Source organism: Sphingomonas sp. PvP055, assembly GCF_040546365.1.
Classification (GTDB): Bacteria; Pseudomonadota; Alphaproteobacteria; order Sphingomonadales; family Sphingomonadaceae; genus Sphingomonas; species Sphingomonas echinoides_A.
In genome coordinates, this window is record NZ_JBEPNS010000001.1 from 806,880 (window position 1) to 828,147 (window position 21,268).

The following is a 21,268-nucleotide window of genomic DNA, read 5'->3' on the forward strand; positions in this document are numbered from 1 at the left end:
TGCGCCCAGTATTTGCGCTGGGCGTACTGACTCCCCAACTATGGGGAAAGACCAACACCGGGGATAGAAGTGGCCGATCCGTACACGACATTGGGCGTCGAACGCACCGCCAGCGAAGCGGACATCAAGAAGGCGTATCGCAAGCTTGCCAAGGAACTCCATCCGGATCGCAACAAGGATAATCCCAAGGCCAGCGACCGCTTCGGCAAGGTGACGCAAGCCTATGATATCCTGAACGACAAGGACAAGCGCGCGCGCTTCGACCGGGGCGAGATCGATGGCGAGGGTAATCCTGCGTCACCGTTTGGCTTCGGTGGCCAAGCCGGCGGTGGCGGCGGGTTCCGCCCTGGTCCCGGCGGGCAGGGCTTCCAGGCGGACGGACCCGACCTCAGCGATATCTTCGAGGGCATGTTCTCCGGCGGCGGACGTGGCGGCGGCTTTTCCGGCGGGTTCGGCGGGTTCGGGCGGGGCCGCGAACAGCCCAAGGGCGCGAACGTGCTCTATAAGCTCGACGTCCCCTTCTCCGATGCCGCTGCCGCCAAGCCGCAGCGGATCACGCTCGCGGACGGCAAGACGATCGACCTCAAGCTTCCCGCGGGACTCGAAAGCGGGCGCGCAGATGCGACTTGCGGGCAAGGGCCAGCCCGGGCCGGGGGGCAATGGCGACGGGATCGTCACCATCGGGATCGAGCCGCATCGCTTCTTCGAGCGCGATGGCGACAATGTGTTGCTCGACCTTCCGATCAGCCTGTCCGAAGCAGTGCTGGGTGCGAGCGTGCGCGTGCCGACGGTCGAGGGCGCGGTGATGCTGACGGTGCCCAAGGGCGCGTCGTCGGGCAAGGTCCTGCGGCTGCGCGGGCGCGGATTCCACCGCAAGGATGGTACGCGCGGGGATCAACTCGTGACGTTGATGGTCGATCTTCCGGTCAACGACGATGCGCTGATCGAGTTCGTGCAAGGCTGGAAAGACCGTGACTTAGGGAACCCCCGGGGTGACATGGGCGTCTAAGCCCGAATGAGTGACGTTTCCCCCGAATCCCCCGAAGAGCGTGCGCTGCGTGGCAGCACCGGCAATTGTACCGAGCCGTCCGCGACGCCCGCCAGCCTTCCCGCCCGCGCCTGGGAAATCACCAAGCGCGCGCTGATCGGCGTTTTTACCGATGGGTTCATCCACGCGGGTAATCTTGCTTATCTGGCGCTGCTGACCGTTTTTCCATTCTTCATCCTGGCCGCGGCGATTGCCTCGCTGATCGGACAGAGTGCCGAGACGCAGCGTGCGGTGGCGTCGTTCCTCCACGTACTCCCGCGAAACGTCGCCGAACTGCTCGAAAAACCGATCCACGACGTGTTGCTCGCGCGGACGGGATCGCTGCTGTGGATCGGCGCGCTCGTCGCCTTGTGGTCGGTCGGGAGCTTCGTCGAGACGATTCGCGACATCTTCCGGCGGGCTTATGGCGTCAAGTCGAGCAAGCCGTTCTGGCATTACCGGATCAGCTCGATGCTGGTGATCATCGCTTCGGTCGTGCTCGCGTTGCTGTCGTTCCTCGTCCAGGGCGTGCTGACGGCGGCGGAGCGGTTCATCTATGCGCTGCTGCCGTTCGCGGAGGATATCGCGGGCTGGGTTGGATTGTCGCGCGCAGTGCCGGGCGTGGTCATGTTCGGCGCTTTATACATGCTGTTCCTGTCAGTTACGCCGTCCAAATACCGGCTCAGCAAATGCCCGAAATGGCCGGGCGCGTTGTTTACCACCGTCTGGTGGGTCAGCATCACCGCGTTGCTTCCGCTCGTCCTGTCGCAGCTTGGCAGTTACGATCTGACCTATGGCAGCCTTGCGGGCGTGATCGTGGCGCTGTTGTTCTTCTTTCTGGTCGGGCTGGGGATCGTGTTCGGGGCGCATCTCAATGCGGCACTGGCGGAACCCGCTCAACACGGGGTAGAGAGCATATCAGACCAACAGGAGGCGGTAACGGCGTGATGGAATTGATGGCGGGCAAGCGCGGGTTGATCATGGGCTTGGCCAATGATCGCTCGCTCGCCTGGGGGATTGCCAAGAAATTGAGCGAAGCCGGGGCGGAGCTGGCCTTCAGTTATCAGGGCGAGGCGATGGAGAAGCGCGTGCGACCGCTCGCCGAGCAGCTCGGCGTGGCCCGCCTGTTCGATTGCGACGTGTCCGACATGGCCGCGCTCGACGCCACCTTCGAGGATCTTGCGAAGGAATGGCCGACGATCGATTTCGTCGTCCACGCGATCGGCTTTTCCGACAAGAACGAGCTGCGCGGCGGCTATGTCGACACCAGCCTCGACAATTTCCTGATGACGATGAACATCTCGGTCTATTCGTTCGTCGCGGTGTGCAAGCGCGCAGCGGCGATGATGCCGAACGGTGGATCGTTGCTCACGCTGAGCTATTATGGCGCCGAAAAGGTCATCCCGCATTACAACGTCATGGGCGTCGCCAAGGCCGCGCTTGAGACAAGCGTGCAGTATCTGGCGGTCGATCTCGGACGCGACAACATCCGCGTCAATGCGATTTCGGCCGGGCCGATCAAGACCTTGGCTGCTTCGGGCATCGGCGACTTCCGCCTGATCCTCAAGTGGAACGAGCTCAACTCGCCGCTCAAGCGCAACGTCACGATCGAGGACGTCGGCGGGGCGGGGCTGTATCTGCTCAGCGACCTCGCCAGCGGTGTAACGGGCGAGACGCATCATGTCGACGCAGGCTATCACGTGATCGGGATGAAGGCAGAGGACGCGCCGGACATCGCGCTGGCGTAATGGCGTTCGCGCTGGATCACGTGCAGATCGCCATCCCGCCGGGGAGCGAGACCGAAGCACGTGCCTTTTACGGCGCGCTGCTTGGCTTGCGCGAACTCGACCGCCCCGCGAGTCTGACGGGGCGGAGCGGGTGTTGGTACGATCTCGGGCTGCACCAGTTGCATCTTGGTGCGGACGCGGACTTTCACCCGGCGCGCAAGGCGCATGTCGCGCTGACGACCGACGATCTTGCCACGTTGCGGGGGCGCTTGGGGGACGCGGGGTGCCCGATCGGCGAGGACGTGCCGATTCCCGGGCGCACACGGTTCTTTACCGAGGATCCGTTCGGCAACCGGTTAGAGCTGATCCAGCTGGATTGAGCTGCGATTGTGCGGGTTTGTCTTTATCGTATGTCGGGCTGGCCGTAGCGGGCGCTCTGAGAACGCCCACGCGCGGAAATCCCTTTCGTGTGTCGACCGCGAGCTAAATGCTGCAGTGTCTCGGCGGAACGAGCGTTCCTATCGTGGCGCTTTGTTTCCCAAGGATCTGGCAGGCCTTCCGACGCACATACGCTTCGTGCCCAGGGCTAAGCTTGCCGCCATCACTTTTTACCAAAGCGCTCACTTCGGTTCGCAGCGCAATCGCCCGTTTAAGCTTTTCAGCCTGCATCGTCGGCGTTTCCACAATACCGCCTCTATTAGTCAGGCCAGGCACATAGCTGCTGTAATTGGGCGAGTTCATACCCGTGCCGGAAACCGTAGTCTGCGCCGAAGCTGAGACCGCCGTCAACACTGCCGCCAAGCCTATAAAAATCTTCATAGATTGGTTCTTTCCTGCACCACAAGCACCAGCGGCCTGTCGTGGCGTGATGATCCGTCAGATTCGACTTCGTTGCAACAAGGAACGACTGCTTTCCGCCAAAGGCGTCCGTTCACCCGAACCAATCGCCAATCGGACACAGCGCCGACAAAGCCCATAGGCTTGACCCGCGCGCACAGGCGGATGACAGGGACTGCATGAGCTTCAACACCTTTGGCCACGTCTTCCGCTTCACAACTTGGGGGGAATCCCACGGTCCCGCGATCGGGGCGGTGGTCGATGGGTGCCCGCCGGGCATCCCGCTCAGCGAAACCGACATCCAGCCGTGGCTCGACCAGCGCCGCCCGGGCACCTCGCGCTTCACCACGCAGCGGCAGGAGCCCGATCAGGTCCGCATCCTCTCGGGCGTGTTCGAGGGGCGCACCACCGGCACGCCGATCAGCCTGATGATCGAAAATGTCGACCAGCGATCGAAGGATTATTCCGAGGTGGCCAAGGCGTATCGGCCCGGCCATGCCGACTACGCCTATGACGCCAAATACGGCTTCCGCGATTATCGCGGCGGCGGGCGCTCCTCGGCGCGCGAGACCGCTTCGCGTGTGGCGGCGGGTGCGGTCGCGCGGTGCGTGATCCCAGAAGTGACGATCACCGCCTGGGTCGAGGCGATCGGCGGCGATGCGATCGACCCGGCCAATTTCGACGTTGCCGAGATCGGCCGCAACCCGTTCTTCTGCCCCGATGCACAGGCGGCGGCAAGGTGGGAGACGCTGGTCGATGCAGCGCGCAAGTCGGGCTCGTCGCTCGGCGCGGTCGTCGCTTGCGCTGCCACGGGTGTCCCCGCCGGCTGGGGCGCGCCGCTTTATGCCAAGCTCGACGCCGAACTGGCGGCGGCGTGCATGGGGATCAACGCGGTCAAAGGCGTCGAGATCGGAGATGGCTTCGGCGCGGCGACGCTACGTGGCGAGGACAATGCCGATCCGATGCGCCCCGGCGCGGACGGTCCCGAATTCCTCGCCAATCACGCGGGCGGCATTGCGGGCGGGATCGCGACGGGCCAGCCGGTGACGCTGCGGGTCGCATTCAAGCCGACCAGTTCGATCCTGACGCCGGTTGCGACGATCTCCCCCACCGGAGAAGCCGCCGAGATCGCCACCAGGGGGCGTCATGACCCGTGTGTCGGGATCCGTGGTGTTCCCGTGGTCGAAGCGATGGTGGCGTTGGTGCTGGCCGACCAGAAACTGCTCCACCGCGCGCAGTGTGGCGGGGGAATTGGTTAATAAACCGACAAGTAGGTCGAAATCGGAGACGGAGAGAGCGACTAAAGCCGACTAGGGTCGTTTGTACCCCGACCCATTCGAAGGTCACGTCACAGAAGAGGACCAGACCCATGCGTATCGCAACTTTGGCAGCAATTGCCGCTCTCGGACTTTCCACCGCAGCCGTGTCGCAGATGGCACCAGCCCCAGGCGGCGCACAGCCCGGCGCGCCGGGTTCGATGCCAGGCGCACCCGGTTCGATGCCCGGCAGCCCCGGCGCACCTTCGACCATGCCTGGCGCGCCGACCGGTGCACCGGCAGACCCGTCGATGCAGCCAGCCACGCCGATGGCGCCGACCACCGCTGACCCAGCGACGTCGACCGACTCGGCTATGACGACCGGTACATCGACGGACACGACGACCACCACCAAGTCGAAGCGCACCAAAAAGCGCCCGATGTAATCTTGCTTCGGTAAGCTCGGAGAAGGCCCCGATCGCGCAAGCGACCGGGGCCTTTTTCGTGTCAGTCGGAGAAGGGATCGCGGACCAGGATCGTGTCTTCGCGCTCGGGGCTGGTCGAGACCAGCGCGACCGGGCATTTGATCAGTTCCTCGATCCGGCGGATGTACTTGATCGCCTGTGCGGGCAGATCGGCCCAGCTGCGTGCGCCCGCGGTGGTCTCCTGCCAGCCGGGCATGCTTTCATAGACCGGCTCGACCTCGGCCTGATCGGCGGCATGCGCGGGGAAGTAATCGAGCGTCTCGCCGCGCAATTTGTAGCCGGTGCAGATCTTCACCTCGTCGAACCCGTCGAGCACGTCGATCTTGGTCAGCGCGATCCCGGTGATGCCACCGACCGCCGCCGATTGCCGCACCAGCACCGAATCGAACCAGCCGCAGCGGCGCTTGCGCCCGGTGACGGTGCCGAATTCATGCCCGCGCATCCCGAGCTGCTCGCCGGTCGCGTCCTCGAGCTCGGTCGGGAACGGGCCCGAACCGACGCGCGTGGTATACGCCTTGGCGATCCCCAGCACGAAGCCGACCGCGCTCGGCCCGAGGCCCGAACCGCCCGCCGCGGTGCCCGAGATGGTGTTCGACGAGGTGACGAACGGATAGGTGCCGTGGTCGACGTCGAGCAGCACGCCCTGCGCACCCTCGAACAGGATCCGCTTGCCGCGCGCCTTGGCGTCGTTGAGCACGCGCCACGTCGGCTTGGCGAAGGACAGCACGAAATCGGCGATCTCGCGGAGCTCCTGCACCAACGCGTCGCGGTCGATCGGCGGCTCGCCGAACCCGGCGCGGAGCGCGTCGTGATGCGCGGTCAGGCGGTCGAGTTGCGCATCGAGCGAGTCGAGATGCGCGAGGTCGCACACGCGGATCGCGCGGCGGCCGACCTTGTCCTCATAGGCGGGGCCGATCCCGCGTCGGGTGGTGCCGATCTTGCCAGCACCGCTCGCATCCTCGCGCAGCGCGTCGAGATCGCGGTGGAACGGCAGGATCAGCGCGCAGGTGTCCGCGAGCATCAGCGTGTCCGGCGTGATCGTCACGCCCTGGCCGCGGAGCTTCTCGACCTCGGCCTTGAGCGCCCACGGATCGAGCACCACGCCATTGCCGATGACCGACGGCGTGCCGCGCACGATCCCCGAGGGGAGCAGCGACAGCTTGTAGACGCTCTCGCCCACGACGAGCGTATGGCCGGCATTGTGCCCGCCCTGAAAGCGCACGACGACATCGGCGCGCTCGGCGAGCCAGTCGACGATCTTGCCCTTGCCCTCATCGCCCCACTGGGCGCCGATTACTGCTACGTTTCCCACGGCCTGTTCCACACATCGTCTGTGACAAAGCGTGCAGCCCTAATGCGGGCGGGGCGGGGGGTCCATCCGTAAAGCGGCCTTTGGCGGCGGGTGGCGTGCGCGCGGAAGGTTAGGGGGGAAGTTAGGGGTAAACGCGTTGTCTTTTGTCGCTGGGGCGGTTTCGGGCGGCCTGGTGTCGGCTGAGGCGACAGCGGGGGCTGGGTCGACCGGGGGAAAGAGCGCGCGGAGGGTGGCAGGTTTGGGGATGAAGGACAGGGGGTTGGCGCGGACGTGGCTGGTTCGCGATCCAATAGTCTGGCATTGGACAGCAAGTCGCTGTGCGCGAGCAGACGAACAGCAGATGACCGTACGACCAAAGGGGGGAGTGATGGTCTTTCCATGGGTTTTTGTAGTGTCAATACTTGCCGAGCCTCCGGACTCTACACTGCTCTCGGAAGAAGCGCCTTCCAACGTCATAGCTGCATTACAAGGCGCCGATCGACAGCTTGCATTCGTCGACAATTGTCTGGAGCTCCGTTTACACGATTCTGCGGACGACGATTATGCACAGCGCGCGCGACGCTATTCGCAAGTTGAGCGAAGCCTGTACGAAATCTGGAGCCGTCCGAAGGGGGACTTGTTGATCGATCGACCCCCGGGGCGCAGGGCAAAATGTTCGCGAACGTCGATCCGGGCAGCCCTTCTGGCAGCCGACGCTGGCCTGTCGAGGGCGGAGCAGGGGTTCGCGATGGCGACCGTCGCGTTGCGATCCGGGGTGTGGATCGGGCCGTTGCACCTGTGTCACGAAACGGTGCGCGACGCGCGCGTTGATCGACAAGAGGGCAGGCCCGAGGCTGAGAACTGGGACGGTAACGACGGGCATCTGTCAATCATGCTGAAGCCTGCTGCCGCCAAGGCCTACGCGACCATAACGCGCCGCCACTTAGGGTCGCCTATGGCGGTTCGTCTGGGAGGGGAGCTCATCTCGCGACCGCGGATGAACGTGCCGATCACGGAAGGTTTGTTTTATCTCACCGGCCCCGAGATTGGAGTGTTGGAGGATGCCGCGAAGGAGGCGCTGGGGCCGTGTTAACGGCATCCGAAATACGCGGTCCTCGCAGTCGGATAGGCATTGGCCGGGTGACCAGCGTGAAATGTAGCCACCCGGAACGATCGATCATGCTTGAGGGGGCGCGAAAACGCGCAGCCGGTGACCGTCAAGATCAAGCGCGACGAAGGTGGTGCCGAAGCTCATCGGTGTGGGGTCTGGACGATGGAAAGGCCCCGGCGGCTCCAGTCGGCATGCATTGCTTCCACCGTGGCGACATCGGCGACGGCAAAGGCGATCTCGCTCGCACCCGTCTGACCCGTGCTTTCCGGCTCCACCGTCGCACGCGACCAAAGGCCCAGCATGACGCCGTCGCGGAGGGGCAGGATCGCGATATCTGCTTTCTGCTGGACGATGGGGATGCCAAGCAACGCGTGATAGAGCGCGGCGCTGGCCGCATGGTCCTGGACGTGCAGAAGCAGGAAAGTAAAGTCCGGCATGGAAGCACCTTTCGTATGCGCGGCACACAGAATCGGTGCCGACGAACGGAAGGCTACGACGTCACCCTGTCAGTTTCTGTCAGCAGTCATTGTTCGGGCACACCCTGGACGGCATGCCATTCCTTGAGCAGTTTTGCGCGACGGCCCGGATATTTCTCTGCAATGCCCTGGAGTGTGGCGATGCGGTCGATCCTGAAATGGCGGTAGCTCTGGCGTAACTCGCACCATGCCACGAGGACACGAACGCGATCGTAAAAGGCCAGCGCGATCGGCCAGAGGGTCCGCTCGGTGGCGTTCCCGAGCTCGTCGGCATAGCTAACATGTATCTTGTGTTCGGACCGGATTGCCCGACGGATTGTGGCAAGTTCGTCATCCCGTGCCGGAATGGGTGTGCCGGGCCCAATCAGCATCCCGGAAGCTTCGATGCCCGCCTTGAGATCATCGGGCAGGACGGCGCCGATCTTGGCAAGCACGTTGCGCGCAGCCTTGCCCAGGACGCCATCGGCCCGTTCGGAAACCCATCGCGAGCCCAGCACCAGCGCTTCGATTTCCTCTTCGGAGAACATCAGCGGCGGCAGCATGAAGCCCGGTCGAAGGACATAGCCGATGCCGGCTTCACCCTCGATATGCGCGCCTTGGGCCTTTAACGTCTCGATGTCGCGATAGACGGTGCGCAACGACACACCGAGTTCTGCGGCCAGAACGGCACCCGCCACTGCGCGCCGATGCTGGCGTAGCACTTGTATCAAGTCGAGAAGACGTTGCGCGCGGGACATGGCCGTGTGTTCTCCGTGCGCGATACTGCCATAATTTGGCAGGAGGCACTCTCGAAAAGAACGTGTCGCGGGAGGAGCATTTACCCCTCTGCTCCAACCGCCTGTTGCACCGCACCAAATTTCCCGCTATCCGCCCCCACATTCGTAAGGACCCGGTGAAAACCCGGGTGGCTATTCCGGCCGCCGATCCGCCGGACAACGCAATCCGCCAATTCAAACATCCGCGTGTCGCAAGGAAGCGACGCGTGTCGGCGGTCAATGCGGACCTCATTTTCATGAATACATTATCTCTTTCGCGCTACCGCGCCGAATGGTTCACCAGCCTTACCGGCGCGCGGCGCGACGTCCTCGCCGGCATGGTGGGGACGTTCGCGCTCATTCCAGAAGTCATCGCTTTCTCCTTCGTCGCGGGCATCGACCCGCAAGTCGGGCTGTTCGCCTCCTTCGTCATCGGCATCGTTATCGCCTTTGCGGGCGGGCGTCCGGCGATGATCTCGGGCGCGGCGGGGTCGGTCGCGCTGGTCGCCGCCGCGCTCGTCCACGCGCATGGTTTGCAATATCTGCTCGCCGCGACGTTGCTCGCAGGCGTGCTGCAAATCGTGTTCGGGCTGCTCAAGCTCGACGTGCTGATGCGCTTCGTCTCGCGCTCGGTGCGGACCGGGTTCGTCAACGCGCTCGCGATCCTGATCTTCTCCGCGCAGGTGCCGCAGATGCTGGGGGTGAGCTGGCATACCTATGCGATGATCGCGCTGGGGCTGGCGATCATCTACCTCGTCCCGCGCGTGACGACCGCGATCCCGTCGCCGCTAATCTGCATCGTCGTGCTGACCGCGATCAGCATCGCGTTTCCAATGCCGGTCCATGTCGTGGCGGATCTCGGGAAGCTGCCCGCGTCGCTGCCGACCTTCGCGCTCCCCAATCTTCCGTTCACCTGGGACACGCTGACGATCATCGCGCCCTATGCGGTGGCGATGGCGGCGGTCGGGCTGCTCGAATCGATGATGACCGCAACCGTGGTCGACGATCTGACCGAGACCAAGAGCGACAAGGCGCGTGAATCGACCGGGCTCGGGCTCGCCAATTTTGCCGCAGGGTTGTTCGGCGGGATCGCCGGGTGCGGGATGGTCGGGCAGACCGTCGGCAACGTCCGCTATGGCGGGCGCGGGCGGCTGTCGACGCTGGCGGCGGGCGTGTTCCTGCTGGTGGTGATGGTCCCGCTGCGCCCGTGGATCGCGCAGGTGCCGGTCGCGGCGCTGGTCGCGATTATGATCATGGTATCGATCAGTACCTTCTCCTGGGGCTCGCTGCGCGATCTCGCACGGCATCCCAAGGTGTCGGGCGTGGTGATGCTCGCGACCGTCGCGGTCACGGTGCTGACGCACGATCTGTCGATTGGCGTTGCGGTCGGCGTGTTGCTGAGCGGGGTGTTCTTCGCGTTCAAGGTCACGCGGCTGATGGACGTTGCGGTCGATTACGACGAAGCGACCGATACCCGGCTGTACGACGTGACGGGGCAGGTGTTCTTCGCCAGCGCCGATATCTTCGCGGACCGGTTCGATCTCGCCGATACCGCGCGCAATGCCCGGATCGATCTCACGCGCGCGCATCTGTGGGACATTACCGCGGTCGGCGCGCTGGAGGACGTCGTGTCCAAGATGCGGCGGCATGACATCGCGGTCGAGGTGATCGGGCTCAACGCCGCCAGCGCGACGCTGGTCGACCGGCACGCGCCGTTGTTGCGCGAACCGGCGCTGTAAGGGGTTGCGGGGCGGGCGGCGCATCGGCACCGCCCGACCCGGACCGCATCAGTCGCGGTCGCGGTAGAAGTCCTGGACGACCTCCCAGCCTTCCTCCGCGGTCTCGACGAAGGTGAAGATCTTGAGATCCTTGGCGCTGACCACGCCTTCCTCGACCAGCGCGTCGAAATTGACGACCCGGTTCCAGAAGTCGCGACCGTAGAGCAGCACCGGGATCGGCGCGATCTTGCCGGTCTGGATCAGCGTCAGCAGCTCGAACAATTCATCGAACGTGCCGAACCCGCCCGGAAACGCCGCCAGCGCGCGCGCGTGAAGCAGGAAGTGCATCTTGCGCAGCGCGAAATAGTGGAACTGCATCGACAGTGCCGGGGTGACATAAGGATTGGGGGCCTGTTCGTGCGGGAGCACGATGTTGAGCCCGATCGATTCATGCCCGCTTTCCGCGGCACCGCGATTGGCGGCTTCCATGATCGAGGGTCCGCCGCCCGAGCATACGACGAAGTGGCGCTTGCCTTCGGTATCGAGCGGAAATCCGCTCGCCAGTTGCGCGAGTTCGCGCGCGACGTCGTAATATTTGGACTTCTCGACCAGCCGCTCGGCGATGCGGATCGCCTGCTCGCGGTCGCCCTCGGCATTGTGCGCAATGTCCAGCAACGCCTGCGCCTTGGCGGGCTCGGGGATGCGCGCGGAGCCGTACATCACGAAGGTCGAGGCGATGTTGGCCTCGTCCATGATCAGCTGCGGCTTGAGCAGCTCGAGCTGGAAACGGATCGGGCGGAGATCCTCGCGCAACAGGAAATCCATGTCCTGGAAGGCGAGGCGATACGCCGGGGTTTCGGTCTGGGGGGTGCTGACACCGGTCTTGGCCTGTTCGGCATCGGTACGAGCGGCGGGGAATACGCGCGAAGGAACGTGCGTCTCATGCTTGGGGGACTGACTCATCCGCGCCAAATAGGCTTTCCGGCAGCGGATGAGAAGGCCGTCCGGCGGCAAGCACGCCGCCGCGATCGAGAAAGAGGTGGGGAGCTTCTGTTGCTCGGTGCTCCCCGTACCGCCGGTGTCCGCTTCTGTTGCCCGGTGCGGCCCGAACCGCGCTTAGCTTAGTAACCTAGACCGTGAGGCCTTGAGTTACGCTGCGATCGCGAGTGCTTCGTTATCGTTTGCACTTGTGGTTTTGAGCCTTTTGCAGGTTACTCAGCCCGGGAAAAAACAGCGCTTTTCGAAACACGTCGATCCTGCTTCGGCCCCGTCATGACCGGTCTGGCTGAAAGCCGTGGCCGGTTGTGGTGGAGCCGCCGGGTACTGCCCCCGGGTCCGTTGTATCTATTGCACGCCGCACTTTATCGCCATAGCCGGGCGAACCCGGCAAAGCCGATATAGGTGCTCGGTCGGGAATGGGAAGCCTGCAATTTGCTCGATAAAATAGGGCAGCGCCTTTGACTCGCCACAAAAGCGGTGCATGGGGTATAGTATCATGTTGACCCAACGTTCCCGCTATGCGCTGCGCGCGATGATGTTCCTGGCTGAAGCTCCCAAGGACAGCCCCCCGATCCCGATGAACCGGATTGCGCTGGAGGCGAACGTCCCGCGCAAGTTTCTCGAGCTGATCCTCGCCGACCTGCGCGAAGCGGGCTTTCTCCACAGCTATCGCGGCAAGATGGGGGGCTATTGCCTCGCGCGCCCGACGCACCTGATTTCGCTGGGCGAGATCATCCGCGTGATCGAGGGGCCGCTTGCGCTGGTGCCGTGCGTCAGCCGCACCGCCTATCGCTCGTGCAAGGATTGCAAGGACGAGGCAAGCTGCGCGATCCGTCACGCGATGATGCGCGTCCGCGACGAGACCGCCCGCATCCTCGACGGGACCAGCCTTGCCGATTCGGTATCGGAAGATCTGGTCGCCGCCTGAGCTGCTGTCTTGCCTGGCTCTGGAATTCCACTCTAGCGGGAAATCACAGAGCCAGCGCGGGTGGGGAACAGGAAGCGTTCCGCCCTTCTCTCACATTCGGTCGATAACCCCGGACGAGGTCGGCCGCCGCTTCAGCTCGTCGCGAATTTCGCGCAGCAACGTGACGTCGGCGGGTTCGACCGGCTCGCTTGGAGTTTCCGGTGGCTTGGGCATCAGCCGATGCACGCCGCGGACGATCAGGAAGATGATGAACGCGACGATCAGGAAGTTGACCGCCGCGGTCAGGAACGCGCCATAGCCGAACAGCGGCACGCCGGCCTTCTTGAGCGCGGCATAATCGGACGAGCCTGCCAGCGCCGCCGGCACCTTGCCGAGCACGACGAAGTAGCTCGAAAAGTCGAGGCCACCCAGGATGCGGCCGATCACCGGCATGATGACGTCGTCGGTCAGCGACGACACGATCTTGCCGAACGCCGCGCCGATAATCACCGCGACCGCCAGATCGAGCACGTTGCCGCGCGCGATGAAAGCCTTGAACTCCTTGAACATACACGTTCCCCAACCGATTTCATTTCGTGTCGCTATCGTACCCGGCTATCATGCGGGTGCAAGGTCTGGAGGGATCCCACAAATGAAGTACCGTACCCTGTTCGTCGCTTCGGCCGGTCTGGCGATGACGGCGTCGCTGTCCGGCTGCGGGCTCAACAGCGTTCCGACGCAAGAGGAAAACGCCAAGGCCAAATGGGCCGACGTCGAAAACTATTATCAGCGCCGCGCCGATCTCATCCCCAACCTCGTCGCGACCGTGAAGGCCGCTGGCGCACAGGAAAAGAGCATCCTGGTGGAAGTGACGCAGGCGCGCGCCGGCGCGAACCAGGTCAAACTCTCGGCCGATCAGCTCAACGATCCGGCGAAGGTCGCGGCGTATGAAAAGGCGCAGTCGAACGTGACGCTGTCGCTCCAGCGGCTCCAGGAGGCCTATCCCGAGCTCAAGAGCCAGGCGAATTATGCGACGCTGATGGATCAGCTCGAGGGCACCGAGAACCGCATCTCGACCGCGCGGCATGATTACAATGGCGCGGTGCAGAGCTACAACACCACGATCAGGACCTTCCCGGATGCGATCGGTGCGAAGATCTTCTACGGGGCAAAGCCGCTCGTGCCGTTCAAGGCCACGACGCCGGGTGCGGAAGCCGCACCGACGGTGAACTTCGGCAACAGCAACTGATCGGGGGGCTCAGAGGGCCCGTTTCATGCACATCCTGAAATCGCTTCTGCTCGCGGTCGCCGTGTTGTTCGGCACGACGACCGCGAGCGCGCAGACCTACCCCAAGTTCACCGGGCTGGTGGTGGATGCGGCCAACGTCCTGCCACCCGCGACCGAGGCTGACCTGACCGCGAAGCTCGAAGCGTTGCAGAAGGACACCAAGCGCCAGCTCGTCGTCGCGACGATCCCCAATCTGGAGGGCCGCGAGCTCGAGGAATATGGCGTCGGCCTCGGTCGCGCCTGGGGGGTGGGCCTCAAGGATGCGAATAACGGCGCGATCCTGTTCATCGCGCCGAACGAGCCCAAGGGCCATCGCGGGCCGCGGATCGAGGTCGGCTACGGGCTCGAGCCGATCCTGACGGATGCGTTCACCGGTCGCGTGATCCGTGATCAGATGATCCCCAAATTGTCGCAGTCGGGGGATATTCCCGGTGCGATGGAAGCCGGCACCGACGCGCTGATCGCACAACTGCGTGCCTCGCCCGAGGAAGCGAAGGCGGAAGTCGACGCGGCGGCAAAGGCCTTCGACAAGACGCACCGCCGGTCGGGCAATGGCGGCGGGATTCCGTTCGGCCTCATCTTCTGGGGCATGGTGATCGGCTTCGTTCTCCTGTCGGTACTCCGTCGCGGTGGCGGCGGTGGTGGCGGGGGCGGCGGTGGAGGCGGTGGCGGCGGCGGTCGTCAGTATCGCAGCGGCATCGCACCCGCGATCCTGTGGGGCGCGACGATGGGCGGCTGGGGCGGCGGTACCGGCGCCGGATCCGGCGGCGGCTGGGGCGGTGGCGGCGGTTCCGGCGGCGGGTCGGACGGCAGCTGGGGCGGCGGTGGCTTTACCGGCGGCGGCGGCGGGTCGTTCGGCGGCGGCGGCGCATCGGGGGATTGGTGATGACACGAACACCACGGCTCGGCGCCGACGACCATGCGCTCGTGCTCGCGGCGGTCCAGCGGGCCGAGGACGGCACCGACGGCGAAATCGTGACGATCGTCACCGATCGCTCGGACAGCTATGACGATACGGCGCTGCTGGTCGCCATATTGGCAATGCTGCTCGTCACCGCGTTGGCGACGGTCGATCCGGCGGGGGTCGAGCGGTGGTTGAGCGGTTTCACGCAAGGTTGGGATGCCGAGCCCGATCCTCGGTTGCTGGTCGGCCTGATCCTCGTCGCACAGACGCTGATGTTCCTGATCGTGCGCCTGATCCTGTCGCACATGCCCTTGCGGCTCGCGCTGGTGCCCAAGGCGATCCGGCGGCGCCGCGTGCGCGCCCGGGCGATCCGCTATTTCAAGGTCGGTGCGGAACGGCGGACGGCGTCGCGAGTCGGCATCCTGCTGTATTTGTCGCGCGACGAACGGATGGCGGAGATCGTCGCGGACGAGGCGATCCACCGCGCGGTCCCGGCGGAACGCTGGGGCGATGCGATGGCGGCGCTGGTCCATGAAACCCGCGGCGGAAAACCGGGCGCGGGCATGGCGGCGGCGGTCGAGCAGATCGGGCTGATCCTGGCTGAAACCTTCCCCAAGACCGAAACCGACCGCAACGAACTTCCCGACAGGCTGATCGAATTATGACCGCAGAGACGGTGTGGAGCGGCAAGTACATCAAGGTCATCAAGGACGGCACCTGGGAATATGTCGGGCGCGCGCGCGGCATCCAGGCGGCGGTGATCCTGGCGATCGACGATGGGCATGTCCTACTGGTCGAACAGTATCGCGTGCCGCTCGGCAAGCGCTGCCTCGAGCTTCCAGCCGGTCTGGTCGGGGATGAAGACGCCGGCGAGAGCGTGCTCGCCTCCGCGGCGCGCGAGCTGGAGGAGGAAACCGGCTACCGTGCGGACTCGGTCGAATCGCTCGGTTTCTTCCACTCCTCCCCCGGCATGGTGTCGGAAGGCTTCACGCTCGTCCGCGCGCGCGGATTGGAGCGAATCGGTGTCGGCGGCGGGGTCGAGGGCGAGGGGATCACCGTCCACCGCGTCCCGGTTGCGCATCTCGCGGCGTTCGTCGCCGAGAAGCGCGCCGCGGGACTGGGGATGGATGTGAAACTGTTACTGCTGCTGGGCGCAGGGATGCTGGCCGACGGCTAAGCGTCGCCCGGACCGGGAAACCGATAGCGCCGGGACTACCCGGCACGCTGATCGTTAGCGGAAGTTGTCCGCGTAGCTTTGCAGCTTGAGCGTGCGCTGCGGTGCCGCGACGATCGTGAAGGCAAGGCCTTCGCGCTCGGCATAAGCGACCGCGGCTTCCTGCGTCGGAAAGGTCAGGCGAACCTGATCGCGCGTATCGCCCGATCCGGCCCAGCCGGTGAGCGGGTCCGGCTGCTTGGCTTCTGCGGGAGCAAAATCCAGCACCCAGGTCGAGGTGCGAGCCCGTCCGGAGGACATGGCGTTCTTGGGGCGCTGATAGATTCGGGCGGTCGACATGAGGGCTCCTTATCGTGCTTCGCGCGCGCGCGCATCTGCGTTTTTTGTCCGGAGCGTTGCGGCGGCGGAGGCAGGGTCGTCCGGCCACGGATGGCGGGGATAGCGCCCGCGCATTTCGCGCGCGACATCGGCCCAGCTTCCGGCCCAGAAGCCGGCCAGGTCGCGCGTGGTCTGGATCGGTCGACCCGCGGGTGAGGTGAGGCTCAGCACCAGCGGAACGCGGCCACCTCCCACCATTGGATGGACGGCAAGCCCGAACAGCGCCTGCGGCCGCAACTCGACGCGCGGGCCGCCCTCGGCCGCATAGTCGATCGCATGGCCGCTCCCCGCCGGGCTGTGGAAGTGCGTTGGCGCAAGCCGGTCGATCGCGGTCAGCGCATCCCAACCGATCACTCCGCGCAGCGCATCGGTCAACGCGCCCGGGTCGATCGCATCGAGCCGCCGCTTGCCGTCGAGTAACGGCACCAGCCATTCCTCCGCCCGCGCGAGCAACGCGTCGTCATCGAGCGCGAGGTCCGCGCCGCCGTGCGCTGCGGCAAAGGCGGCACGGTGACGCAGCGCTTGCGCCGCGTCGCTCCACGGCAGCCGCGCAAGCCCATGCGTCCGGACCCCCTCCAGCAACGCCGCGGCGATCGCGCCTGCGTCGGCCTTTGCGTCCGGCCCGCTCGACAGGCGGAGCGCCCCCAGCCGCCGTTCGCGCCGCGCGACCACGCCGCCCGTGGCCGGGTCGAACGTTGCGTCCCGGTGCGTCACGATGCGGTCGCCGAACAAGCGCTCGATCGTCGCTAGGTCGATCGCGGCGGCGGACAGGATTCGCGCGCCCGAAGCGAGCCCCTGCGTCTCGGCGACCGCGAGCCATTCGGTGCGGGCGAGGCTGCTGGTCGGGTCGAGCTTGAACCCACGCCCGCCGACCGACGCCCAGGTCTCGCCCGATCCGTCGCGCCGCCGCGCGATGCGATCGGGGAAGGCCAGCGAAATCGCCGTCGCGGTTTCGCCGTCCAAGGTCGTCGGTTCGGTTTTGGGGGCGGATGCGACGAGCGTGGCCCAGCGCCGCGCGAGCTTGCGCCCGGCGTCGGCGCGTTGTCCGCGCTCCCCGCGCCAGCGGCGTCGGCGCGCGTCGAGATCGACGTCGTTTCCGCCGAGCCCGCGTTCGCCGAGCAGCACCGCCACTTCCGCCGCCGCCCCGCTCATGCCGAGCGCACCCGCGCGCACCAGCATGTGTCCGAGCCGTGGCGCGATCGGCAACCGTGCGATCGCCTTGCCGTGCGCGGTCGGGCGGCCATCGGAGTCGATCGCGTCGAGCGCGATCAGCCGCGCGCGCGCTTCCTGCACTGCCGCTTCGGTCGGCGGATCGAGCCAGCCGAGCGCGCGCGGGTCGGCGACCCCCCACAGCGCGCAGTCGAGCGTCAGCGCGGACAGATCGGCTTCGAGGATTTCGGGCGGGTCGAACCGCGGCAACCCCGCGGTCGCGGCTTCCTCCCACAAGCGATAGGCGACCCCCGGCCCCTGCCGCGCGGCACGCCCCGCGCGTTGCGTAACCGCGGCTTGGCTCGCACGTTCGGTCACGAGCCGGGTCATCCCGGCGGCGCGGTCATAGCGTGGCCGGCGCGCGAGCCCCGAATCGACCACCACGCGAATGCCGTCGAGCGTGAGACTGGTCTCCGCGATCGACGTCGCCAGCACGATCTTGCGCGCGGCCGCAGGATCGGGCGCGATCGCCGCGCGCTGCAACGCCGGATCGAGGCTGCCGTGGAGCTTGTGCAGCACGATTCCCGCGCCAAGCCCGTCGAGCCGTTCGGCGGTGCGCTCGATCTCCGCGACACCCGGCAGGAACGCGAGCACGCCGCCGGTTTCCTCGCGCAGCGCAAGCTTGATCGCGGCGGCGACCGAATCCTCGATCCGCGCTTCGCTCGCGCGACCGAGATGGCGCAGCGTCAGTGGATGCATCCGCCCTTCGCTCTCGACGACGGGGGCATTCCCCATCAGCCCCGAAAAGCGCGTACCGTCGAGCGTCGCCGACATCGCCAGCAAGCGCAGATCGGGCCGCAGCCCGGCTTGCGCATCGAGCGCGAGCGCAAGGCCGAAATCGCTGTCGAGGCTGCGTTCATGGACTTCGTCGAACAGCACGGCGGAGATGCCCGCGAGTTCGGGATCGTCCTGGATCCGCGCAACGAAGATCCCTTCCGTCACAACGGTGATCCGGGTTGCGGCGGAGCGCTTCGAATCCATCCGCGTGGCATAACCATAGGTCTTGCCGACGGGTTCGCCCGCTTGCGCCGCCATCCGTTCGGCCGCCGCCCGCGCCGCCAGGCGGCGGGGTGAGAGCAACAGGATCTCTCCGCTGCACCACGGTTCGGCGAGCAGCGCGGGTGCGACGGCGGTGGTCTTGCCTGCACCCGGTGGCGCCACCAGCACCGCGTTCGCGGACTGCCGCAACGCGTCGAGCAGCGCGGGGAGGACGGCATGGATGGGCAGGGCGTGTGTCACACCGCTTCCCTACCGCAGGTTGCCGCGGATGGAAGCGTGTCATCCCGTGGGAGGGATCGCGCGGGATGACGGCTTTGTCATCGCGTGCGTCCTAGTATCTCACGATCACGCGATGCTAGGCGGCTGAAATCGAACGCGGAGACTTCTGATGGCCGGGCATAGCCACGCGCACCATGGGCATGACCATGGCGGGCATAATCATGGGGGCCATGGCCACGGTGGCCATAGCCACGGTGGGCATGGGCACAGCCACGCACCGGCCAGCGGGCACGATCGCGCCTTTGCGGTTGGAATTGCGCTCAACCTCAGCTTCATCGTCGGCGAGGTCGTGTTCGGGCTGATGGCGCATTCGGTGTCGTTGCTTGCCGACGCCGGGCATAATCTGTCGGATGTTCTGGGGCTTGGCGCGGCATGGGCGGCAATCGCGCTCGGGCGGCGGTCGCCGTCCAAGCGGTTCACCTATGGGTTGAAGGGCTCGACGATCCTCGCCGCGCTGCTCAACGCGCTGTTGTTGCTCGTCGCGCTGGGGGCGATCCTGCTCGAGGCGATCCAGCGGCTCGCGGTTCCCGCCCCGGTCGATGGCCCGATGGTGGCGTGGGTCGCGGGGGTCGGCATTCTGGTGAATGGCGCGACCGCGCTGATGTTCCTGCGCGGGAGCGCGGACGATCTCAACATCCGCGGCGCCTATCTCCACATGGCGAGCGACGCGATGGTGTCGGCGGGGGTGGTCGTTTCGGGGCTGCTGATCTGGTGGACCGGGGCGATCTGGCTCGATCCGGTGGTCAGCATCGTCATCGCGGTGTTGATCTTCCTGCAGACCTGGGGGTTGCTGCGCGAATCGGTCGAGATGTCGCTGGCAGCCGTTCCACGCGGGATTGATTCGGATGCGGTCCGCACTGACCTCCAGGCGCTTCCGGGGGTCGCGCAGGTGCATCACGTCCATATCTGGCCGATGAGCACCACCGAAACGGTCCTCACCGCGCATCTCGTCATGCCGCAGGGGCATCCGGGGGATGCGTTCCTCCACGGCGCGCAGGCGATGTTGAAGGACCATTTCGGGATCGGCCATGCGACGCTGCAAGTCGAGCTCGAGGCCGATTGCGCGTCCGAAGCGGCCGATTGCACCGGCGCGTAAGCTACATCACCGCGCCGATGTTCTTGTAGGCGGTGGAAACCTTTGTCCCGAGCGACTGCATCCCGGCGATCGCCGCCACCGCGATCAGCGCGGCAATCAAGCCATATTCGATCGCGGTCGCCCCGCGATGGTTCTTCCAGATGTTCACGGACGGTGACTCCCTGCTGATCGTGCGGGGAGGTTCTGGACGGGGAACCTTGTGTCCGCGTGAGTCACGCCATCCGTAGGACTACGGTATCGCGGCCTAGTACGCTCGCGCTACGGCGAATTCGACCGCTTCGATCATGGCGTCCTTCGCCTGACCGTTGGCGAACACGCCAAGCGAGTCGATCGCGCGCTGGCCATAATGGCGTGCCCGCGCGAGCGTGTCCTCGACCGCCCGCGTCGAGCGGACCAAAGCGATCGCACGCGCGAAATCCTCGTCGCGGTTGCGGTGGCCTTCGATCGCGGCCTTCCAGAACACACGGTCTTCCGGATTGCCGCGCGCATAAGCGAGGATGACTGGAAGCGTCGCCTTGCCCTCGCGGAAGTCGTCACCCGCATCCTTGCCCATCGTGCCCGCGTCGGACACGTAATCAATCGCGTCGTCGACCAGCTGGAACGCAATGCCCAGGTTGCGGCCATAAGCATCGAGCGCGAGTTCCTCGCTCTCGGGCCGTTCCGCGACGACCGCCGATACGCGGCACGCGGCGGCGAACAACGCGGCGGTCTTCGCGCCGATGATGTCGAGATAGCGTTCCTCGGGCGTGTCGACCCGGCGGGCGGCGGTCAGCTGGTTGACCTCGCCCTCCGCGATGATCGCGCTCGCGCCCGCCAGAATGCCGAGCACCTTGAGCGAGCCATCCTCGACCATCAGCTCGAACGATCGGCTGAACAGGAAATCGCCGACGAGGACGCTCGCCGGGTTGCCCCAGATGAGATTGGCGGTGCGCTTGCCGCGCCGCAGGTCGGAGCCGTCGACGACGTCGTCGTGGAGTAGCGTCGCGGTATGAATGAACTCGACCGCCGCGGCGAGCCGATGATGGCGCGTGCCAGAATAGCCGAGCAGCCGCGCGCTCGCGAGCGTGAGCATCGGGCGCATGCGTTTGCCGCCGCCCGCGATCAGATGTCCGGCAAGTTCGGGGATCAGCGGGATCTGCGATTGCATTCGCGACAGGATGACCGCGTTTACCATGTTCATGTCGCCCGTGACGAGCTGAACCATGGGTTCGAGCGACGGGGCGGGCCGGGTATCGCCCAGGCGGTGGATCGTGGCGGTCATGTGGACTGCGATGTGGCCGCGCGGCGCCGCAAACGCAACCCTTTGCGGGTTGCACGGCGCACGTGTGTCGCTCAAATAGGCCCATCACGGG

23 protein-coding genes, 1 other RNA gene, 1 pseudogene and 1 other annotated feature are annotated in these 21,268 nt (G+C 65.7%); of the genes and pseudogenes, 14 read left to right on the top strand and 11 right to left on the bottom strand.

From position 1 onward, the window contains the following. Positions 1–69: 69 nt before the first annotated feature. From ABIC16_RS04045 to ABIC16_RS04060, 4 genes and pseudogenes are all read left to right on the top strand, one after another. A pseudogene (locus tag ABIC16_RS04045) lies at positions 70–1,009 on the top strand (DnaJ C-terminal domain-containing protein). Positions 1,010–1,015: 6 nt separating this feature from the next. After that, on the top strand, positions 1,016–1,975 hold the full coding sequence (locus ABIC16_RS04050) for a YihY/virulence factor BrkB family protein (RefSeq protein ID WP_354290119.1): 960 nt from the start codon (positions 1,016–1,018) through the stop codon (positions 1,973–1,975). Positions 1,976–1,983: 8 nt separating this feature from the next. Then, positions 1,984–2,775: an enoyl-ACP reductase FabI gene (fabI, locus tag ABIC16_RS04055; RefSeq protein WP_277971301.1), complete on the top strand. Its 792-nt coding sequence runs from the start codon at positions 1,984–1,986 to the stop codon at positions 2,773–2,775. Beyond that, positions 2,775–3,134 (top strand): VOC family protein, encoded by a 360-nt coding sequence (locus tag ABIC16_RS04060; protein ID WP_354290120.1) that lies wholly within the window; start codon positions 2,775–2,777, stop codon positions 3,132–3,134. The genes fabI and ABIC16_RS04060 overlap by 1 nt, the downstream gene beginning before the upstream one ends. Before the next feature lie 103 nt (positions 3,135–3,237). Here ABIC16_RS04060 and ABIC16_RS04065 read toward each other — a convergent pair whose 3' ends face one another. After that, entirely contained in the window at positions 3,238–3,573 is a 336-nt protein-coding gene (locus ABIC16_RS04065) for a hypothetical protein (protein ID WP_354290121.1), read from the bottom strand. 197 nt (positions 3,574–3,770) lie between these two features. Between ABIC16_RS04065 and aroC the strand changes: the two genes are divergently transcribed. Both aroC and ABIC16_RS04075 read left to right on the top strand, forming a co-directional pair. Further along, positions 3,771–4,850 (top strand): chorismate synthase, encoded by a 1,080-nt coding sequence (aroC, locus tag ABIC16_RS04070; protein WP_354290122.1) that lies wholly within the window; start codon positions 3,771–3,773, stop codon positions 4,848–4,850. A 110-nt stretch (positions 4,851–4,960) separates the two neighbouring features. Continuing rightward, positions 4,961–5,293 (top strand): hypothetical protein, encoded by a 333-nt coding sequence (locus ABIC16_RS04075; protein WP_354290123.1) that lies wholly within the window; start codon positions 4,961–4,963, stop codon positions 5,291–5,293. Between the two features lie 61 nt (positions 5,294–5,354). Here ABIC16_RS04075 and ABIC16_RS04080 read toward each other — a convergent pair whose 3' ends face one another. Further along, complete coding sequence (locus tag ABIC16_RS04080; RefSeq protein ID WP_354290124.1) at positions 5,355–6,644, bottom strand: adenylosuccinate synthase; 1,290 nt, start codon at positions 6,642–6,644, stop codon at positions 5,355–5,357. 727 nt (positions 6,645–7,371) lie between these two features. On the opposite strand from ABIC16_RS04080, the gene ABIC16_RS04085 reads away from it, so the two are divergent. Continuing rightward, positions 7,372–7,716 carry a SecDF P1 head subdomain-containing protein gene (locus tag ABIC16_RS04085; protein ID WP_354290125.1) on the top strand — a complete coding sequence of 115 codons (345 nt, stop codon included), beginning with the start codon at positions 7,372–7,374 and terminating at the stop codon, positions 7,714–7,716. A 158-nt stretch (positions 7,717–7,874) separates the two neighbouring features. Here the strand turns inward: ABIC16_RS04085 and ABIC16_RS04090 are convergent, their stop codons facing one another. Together ABIC16_RS04090 and ABIC16_RS04095 are read right to left on the bottom strand one after the other, a co-directional pair. Next, on the bottom strand, positions 7,875–8,171 hold the full coding sequence (locus ABIC16_RS04090) for a VOC family protein (RefSeq protein ID WP_354290126.1): 297 nt from the start codon (positions 8,169–8,171) through the stop codon (positions 7,875–7,877). Positions 8,172–8,257: 86 nt separating this feature from the next. Beyond that, positions 8,258–8,947: a helix-turn-helix transcriptional regulator gene (locus tag ABIC16_RS04095; RefSeq protein WP_354290127.1), complete on the bottom strand. Its 690-nt coding sequence runs from the start codon at positions 8,945–8,947 to the stop codon at positions 8,258–8,260. A gap of 145 nt (positions 8,948–9,092) precedes the next feature. Continuing rightward, positions 9,093–9,148: a sequence feature (sul1 is cis-regulatory element that is thought to sense ions involved in sulfur or methionine metabolism; They are found in Alphaproteobacteria), on the top strand. 74 nt (positions 9,149–9,222) lie between these two features. Between ABIC16_RS04095 and ABIC16_RS04100 the strand changes: the two genes are divergently transcribed. Next, positions 9,223–10,704, top strand: coding sequence for a SulP family inorganic anion transporter (locus ABIC16_RS04100; protein ID WP_354290128.1), 1,482 nt, complete (start codon positions 9,223–9,225; stop codon positions 10,702–10,704). Positions 10,705–10,752: 48 nt separating this feature from the next. On the opposite strand, the gene ABIC16_RS04105 is transcribed toward ABIC16_RS04100, so the two are convergent. Both ABIC16_RS04105 and ssrA read right to left on the bottom strand, forming a co-directional pair. Then, complete coding sequence (locus tag ABIC16_RS04105; RefSeq protein WP_354290129.1) at positions 10,753–11,646, bottom strand: LOG family protein; 894 nt, start codon at positions 11,644–11,646, stop codon at positions 10,753–10,755. A gap of 114 nt (positions 11,647–11,760) precedes the next feature. Beyond that, positions 11,761–12,109: a transfer-messenger RNA gene (ssrA, locus tag ABIC16_RS04110) on the bottom strand. A gap of 69 nt (positions 12,110–12,178) precedes the next feature. On the opposite strand from ssrA, the gene ABIC16_RS04115 reads away from it, so the two are divergent. Then, entirely contained in the window at positions 12,179–12,610 is a 432-nt protein-coding gene (locus ABIC16_RS04115; RefSeq protein ID WP_277971297.1) for an RrF2 family transcriptional regulator, read from the top strand. 90 nt (positions 12,611–12,700) lie between these two features. On the opposite strand, the gene mscL is transcribed toward ABIC16_RS04115, so the two are convergent. After that, positions 12,701–13,159, bottom strand: coding sequence for a large conductance mechanosensitive channel protein MscL (mscL, locus tag ABIC16_RS04120; RefSeq protein ID WP_354290130.1), 459 nt, complete (start codon positions 13,157–13,159; stop codon positions 12,701–12,703). Positions 13,160–13,241: 82 nt separating this feature from the next. Between mscL and ABIC16_RS04125 the strand changes: the two genes are divergently transcribed. Genes ABIC16_RS04125 through ABIC16_RS04140 form a run of 4 tightly spaced genes read left to right on the top strand, consistent with a single transcriptional unit; the run spans position 13,242 to position 15,958 of the window. Beyond that, a complete protein-coding gene (locus ABIC16_RS04125) occupies positions 13,242–13,838 on the top strand; it encodes a LemA family protein (RefSeq protein ID WP_354290131.1) in 597 nt (198 codons plus the stop codon). Between the two features lie 25 nt (positions 13,839–13,863). Beyond that, on the top strand, positions 13,864–14,763 hold the full coding sequence (locus ABIC16_RS04130) for a TPM domain-containing protein (protein WP_354290132.1): 900 nt from the start codon (positions 13,864–13,866) through the stop codon (positions 14,761–14,763). Next, a complete protein-coding gene (locus ABIC16_RS04135) occupies positions 14,763–15,446 on the top strand; it encodes a TPM domain-containing protein (RefSeq protein WP_354290133.1) in 684 nt (227 codons plus the stop codon). Before ABIC16_RS04130 ends, ABIC16_RS04135 begins: the two co-directional genes overlap by 1 nt. Beyond that, on the top strand, positions 15,443–15,958 hold the full coding sequence (locus ABIC16_RS04140) for an NUDIX hydrolase (protein WP_354290134.1): 516 nt from the start codon (positions 15,443–15,445) through the stop codon (positions 15,956–15,958). The genes ABIC16_RS04135 and ABIC16_RS04140 overlap by 4 nt, the downstream gene beginning before the upstream one ends. Before the next feature lie 54 nt (positions 15,959–16,012). Here ABIC16_RS04140 and ABIC16_RS04145 read toward each other — a convergent pair whose 3' ends face one another. Then, positions 16,013–16,294 (bottom strand): ETC complex I subunit, encoded by a 282-nt coding sequence (locus ABIC16_RS04145; protein WP_277971142.1) that lies wholly within the window; start codon positions 16,292–16,294, stop codon positions 16,013–16,015. 9 nt (positions 16,295–16,303) lie between these two features. Next, positions 16,304–18,781 (bottom strand): ATP-dependent helicase HrpB, encoded by a 2,478-nt coding sequence (gene hrpB, locus ABIC16_RS04150; RefSeq protein ID WP_354290135.1) that lies wholly within the window; start codon positions 18,779–18,781, stop codon positions 16,304–16,306. Positions 18,782–18,929: 148 nt separating this feature from the next. On the opposite strand from hrpB, the gene ABIC16_RS04155 reads away from it, so the two are divergent. Next, complete coding sequence (locus tag ABIC16_RS04155; RefSeq protein WP_354290136.1) at positions 18,930–19,916, top strand: cation diffusion facilitator family transporter; 987 nt, start codon at positions 18,930–18,932, stop codon at positions 19,914–19,916. Between the two features lies 1 nt (position 19,917). On the opposite strand, the gene ABIC16_RS04160 is transcribed toward ABIC16_RS04155, so the two are convergent. Together ABIC16_RS04160 and ABIC16_RS04165 are read right to left on the bottom strand one after the other, a co-directional pair. Then, positions 19,918–20,064 (bottom strand): Flp family type IVb pilin, encoded by a 147-nt coding sequence (locus ABIC16_RS04160; protein ID WP_354290137.1) that lies wholly within the window; start codon positions 20,062–20,064, stop codon positions 19,918–19,920. Positions 20,065–20,160: 96 nt separating this feature from the next. Continuing rightward, the gene (locus ABIC16_RS04165) at positions 20,161–21,177 is read right to left on the bottom strand and encodes a polyprenyl synthetase family protein (RefSeq protein WP_277971138.1); all 1,017 of its coding nucleotides are present in this window, start codon (positions 21,175–21,177) and stop codon (positions 20,161–20,163) included. Positions 21,178–21,268: the final 91 nt, after the last annotated feature.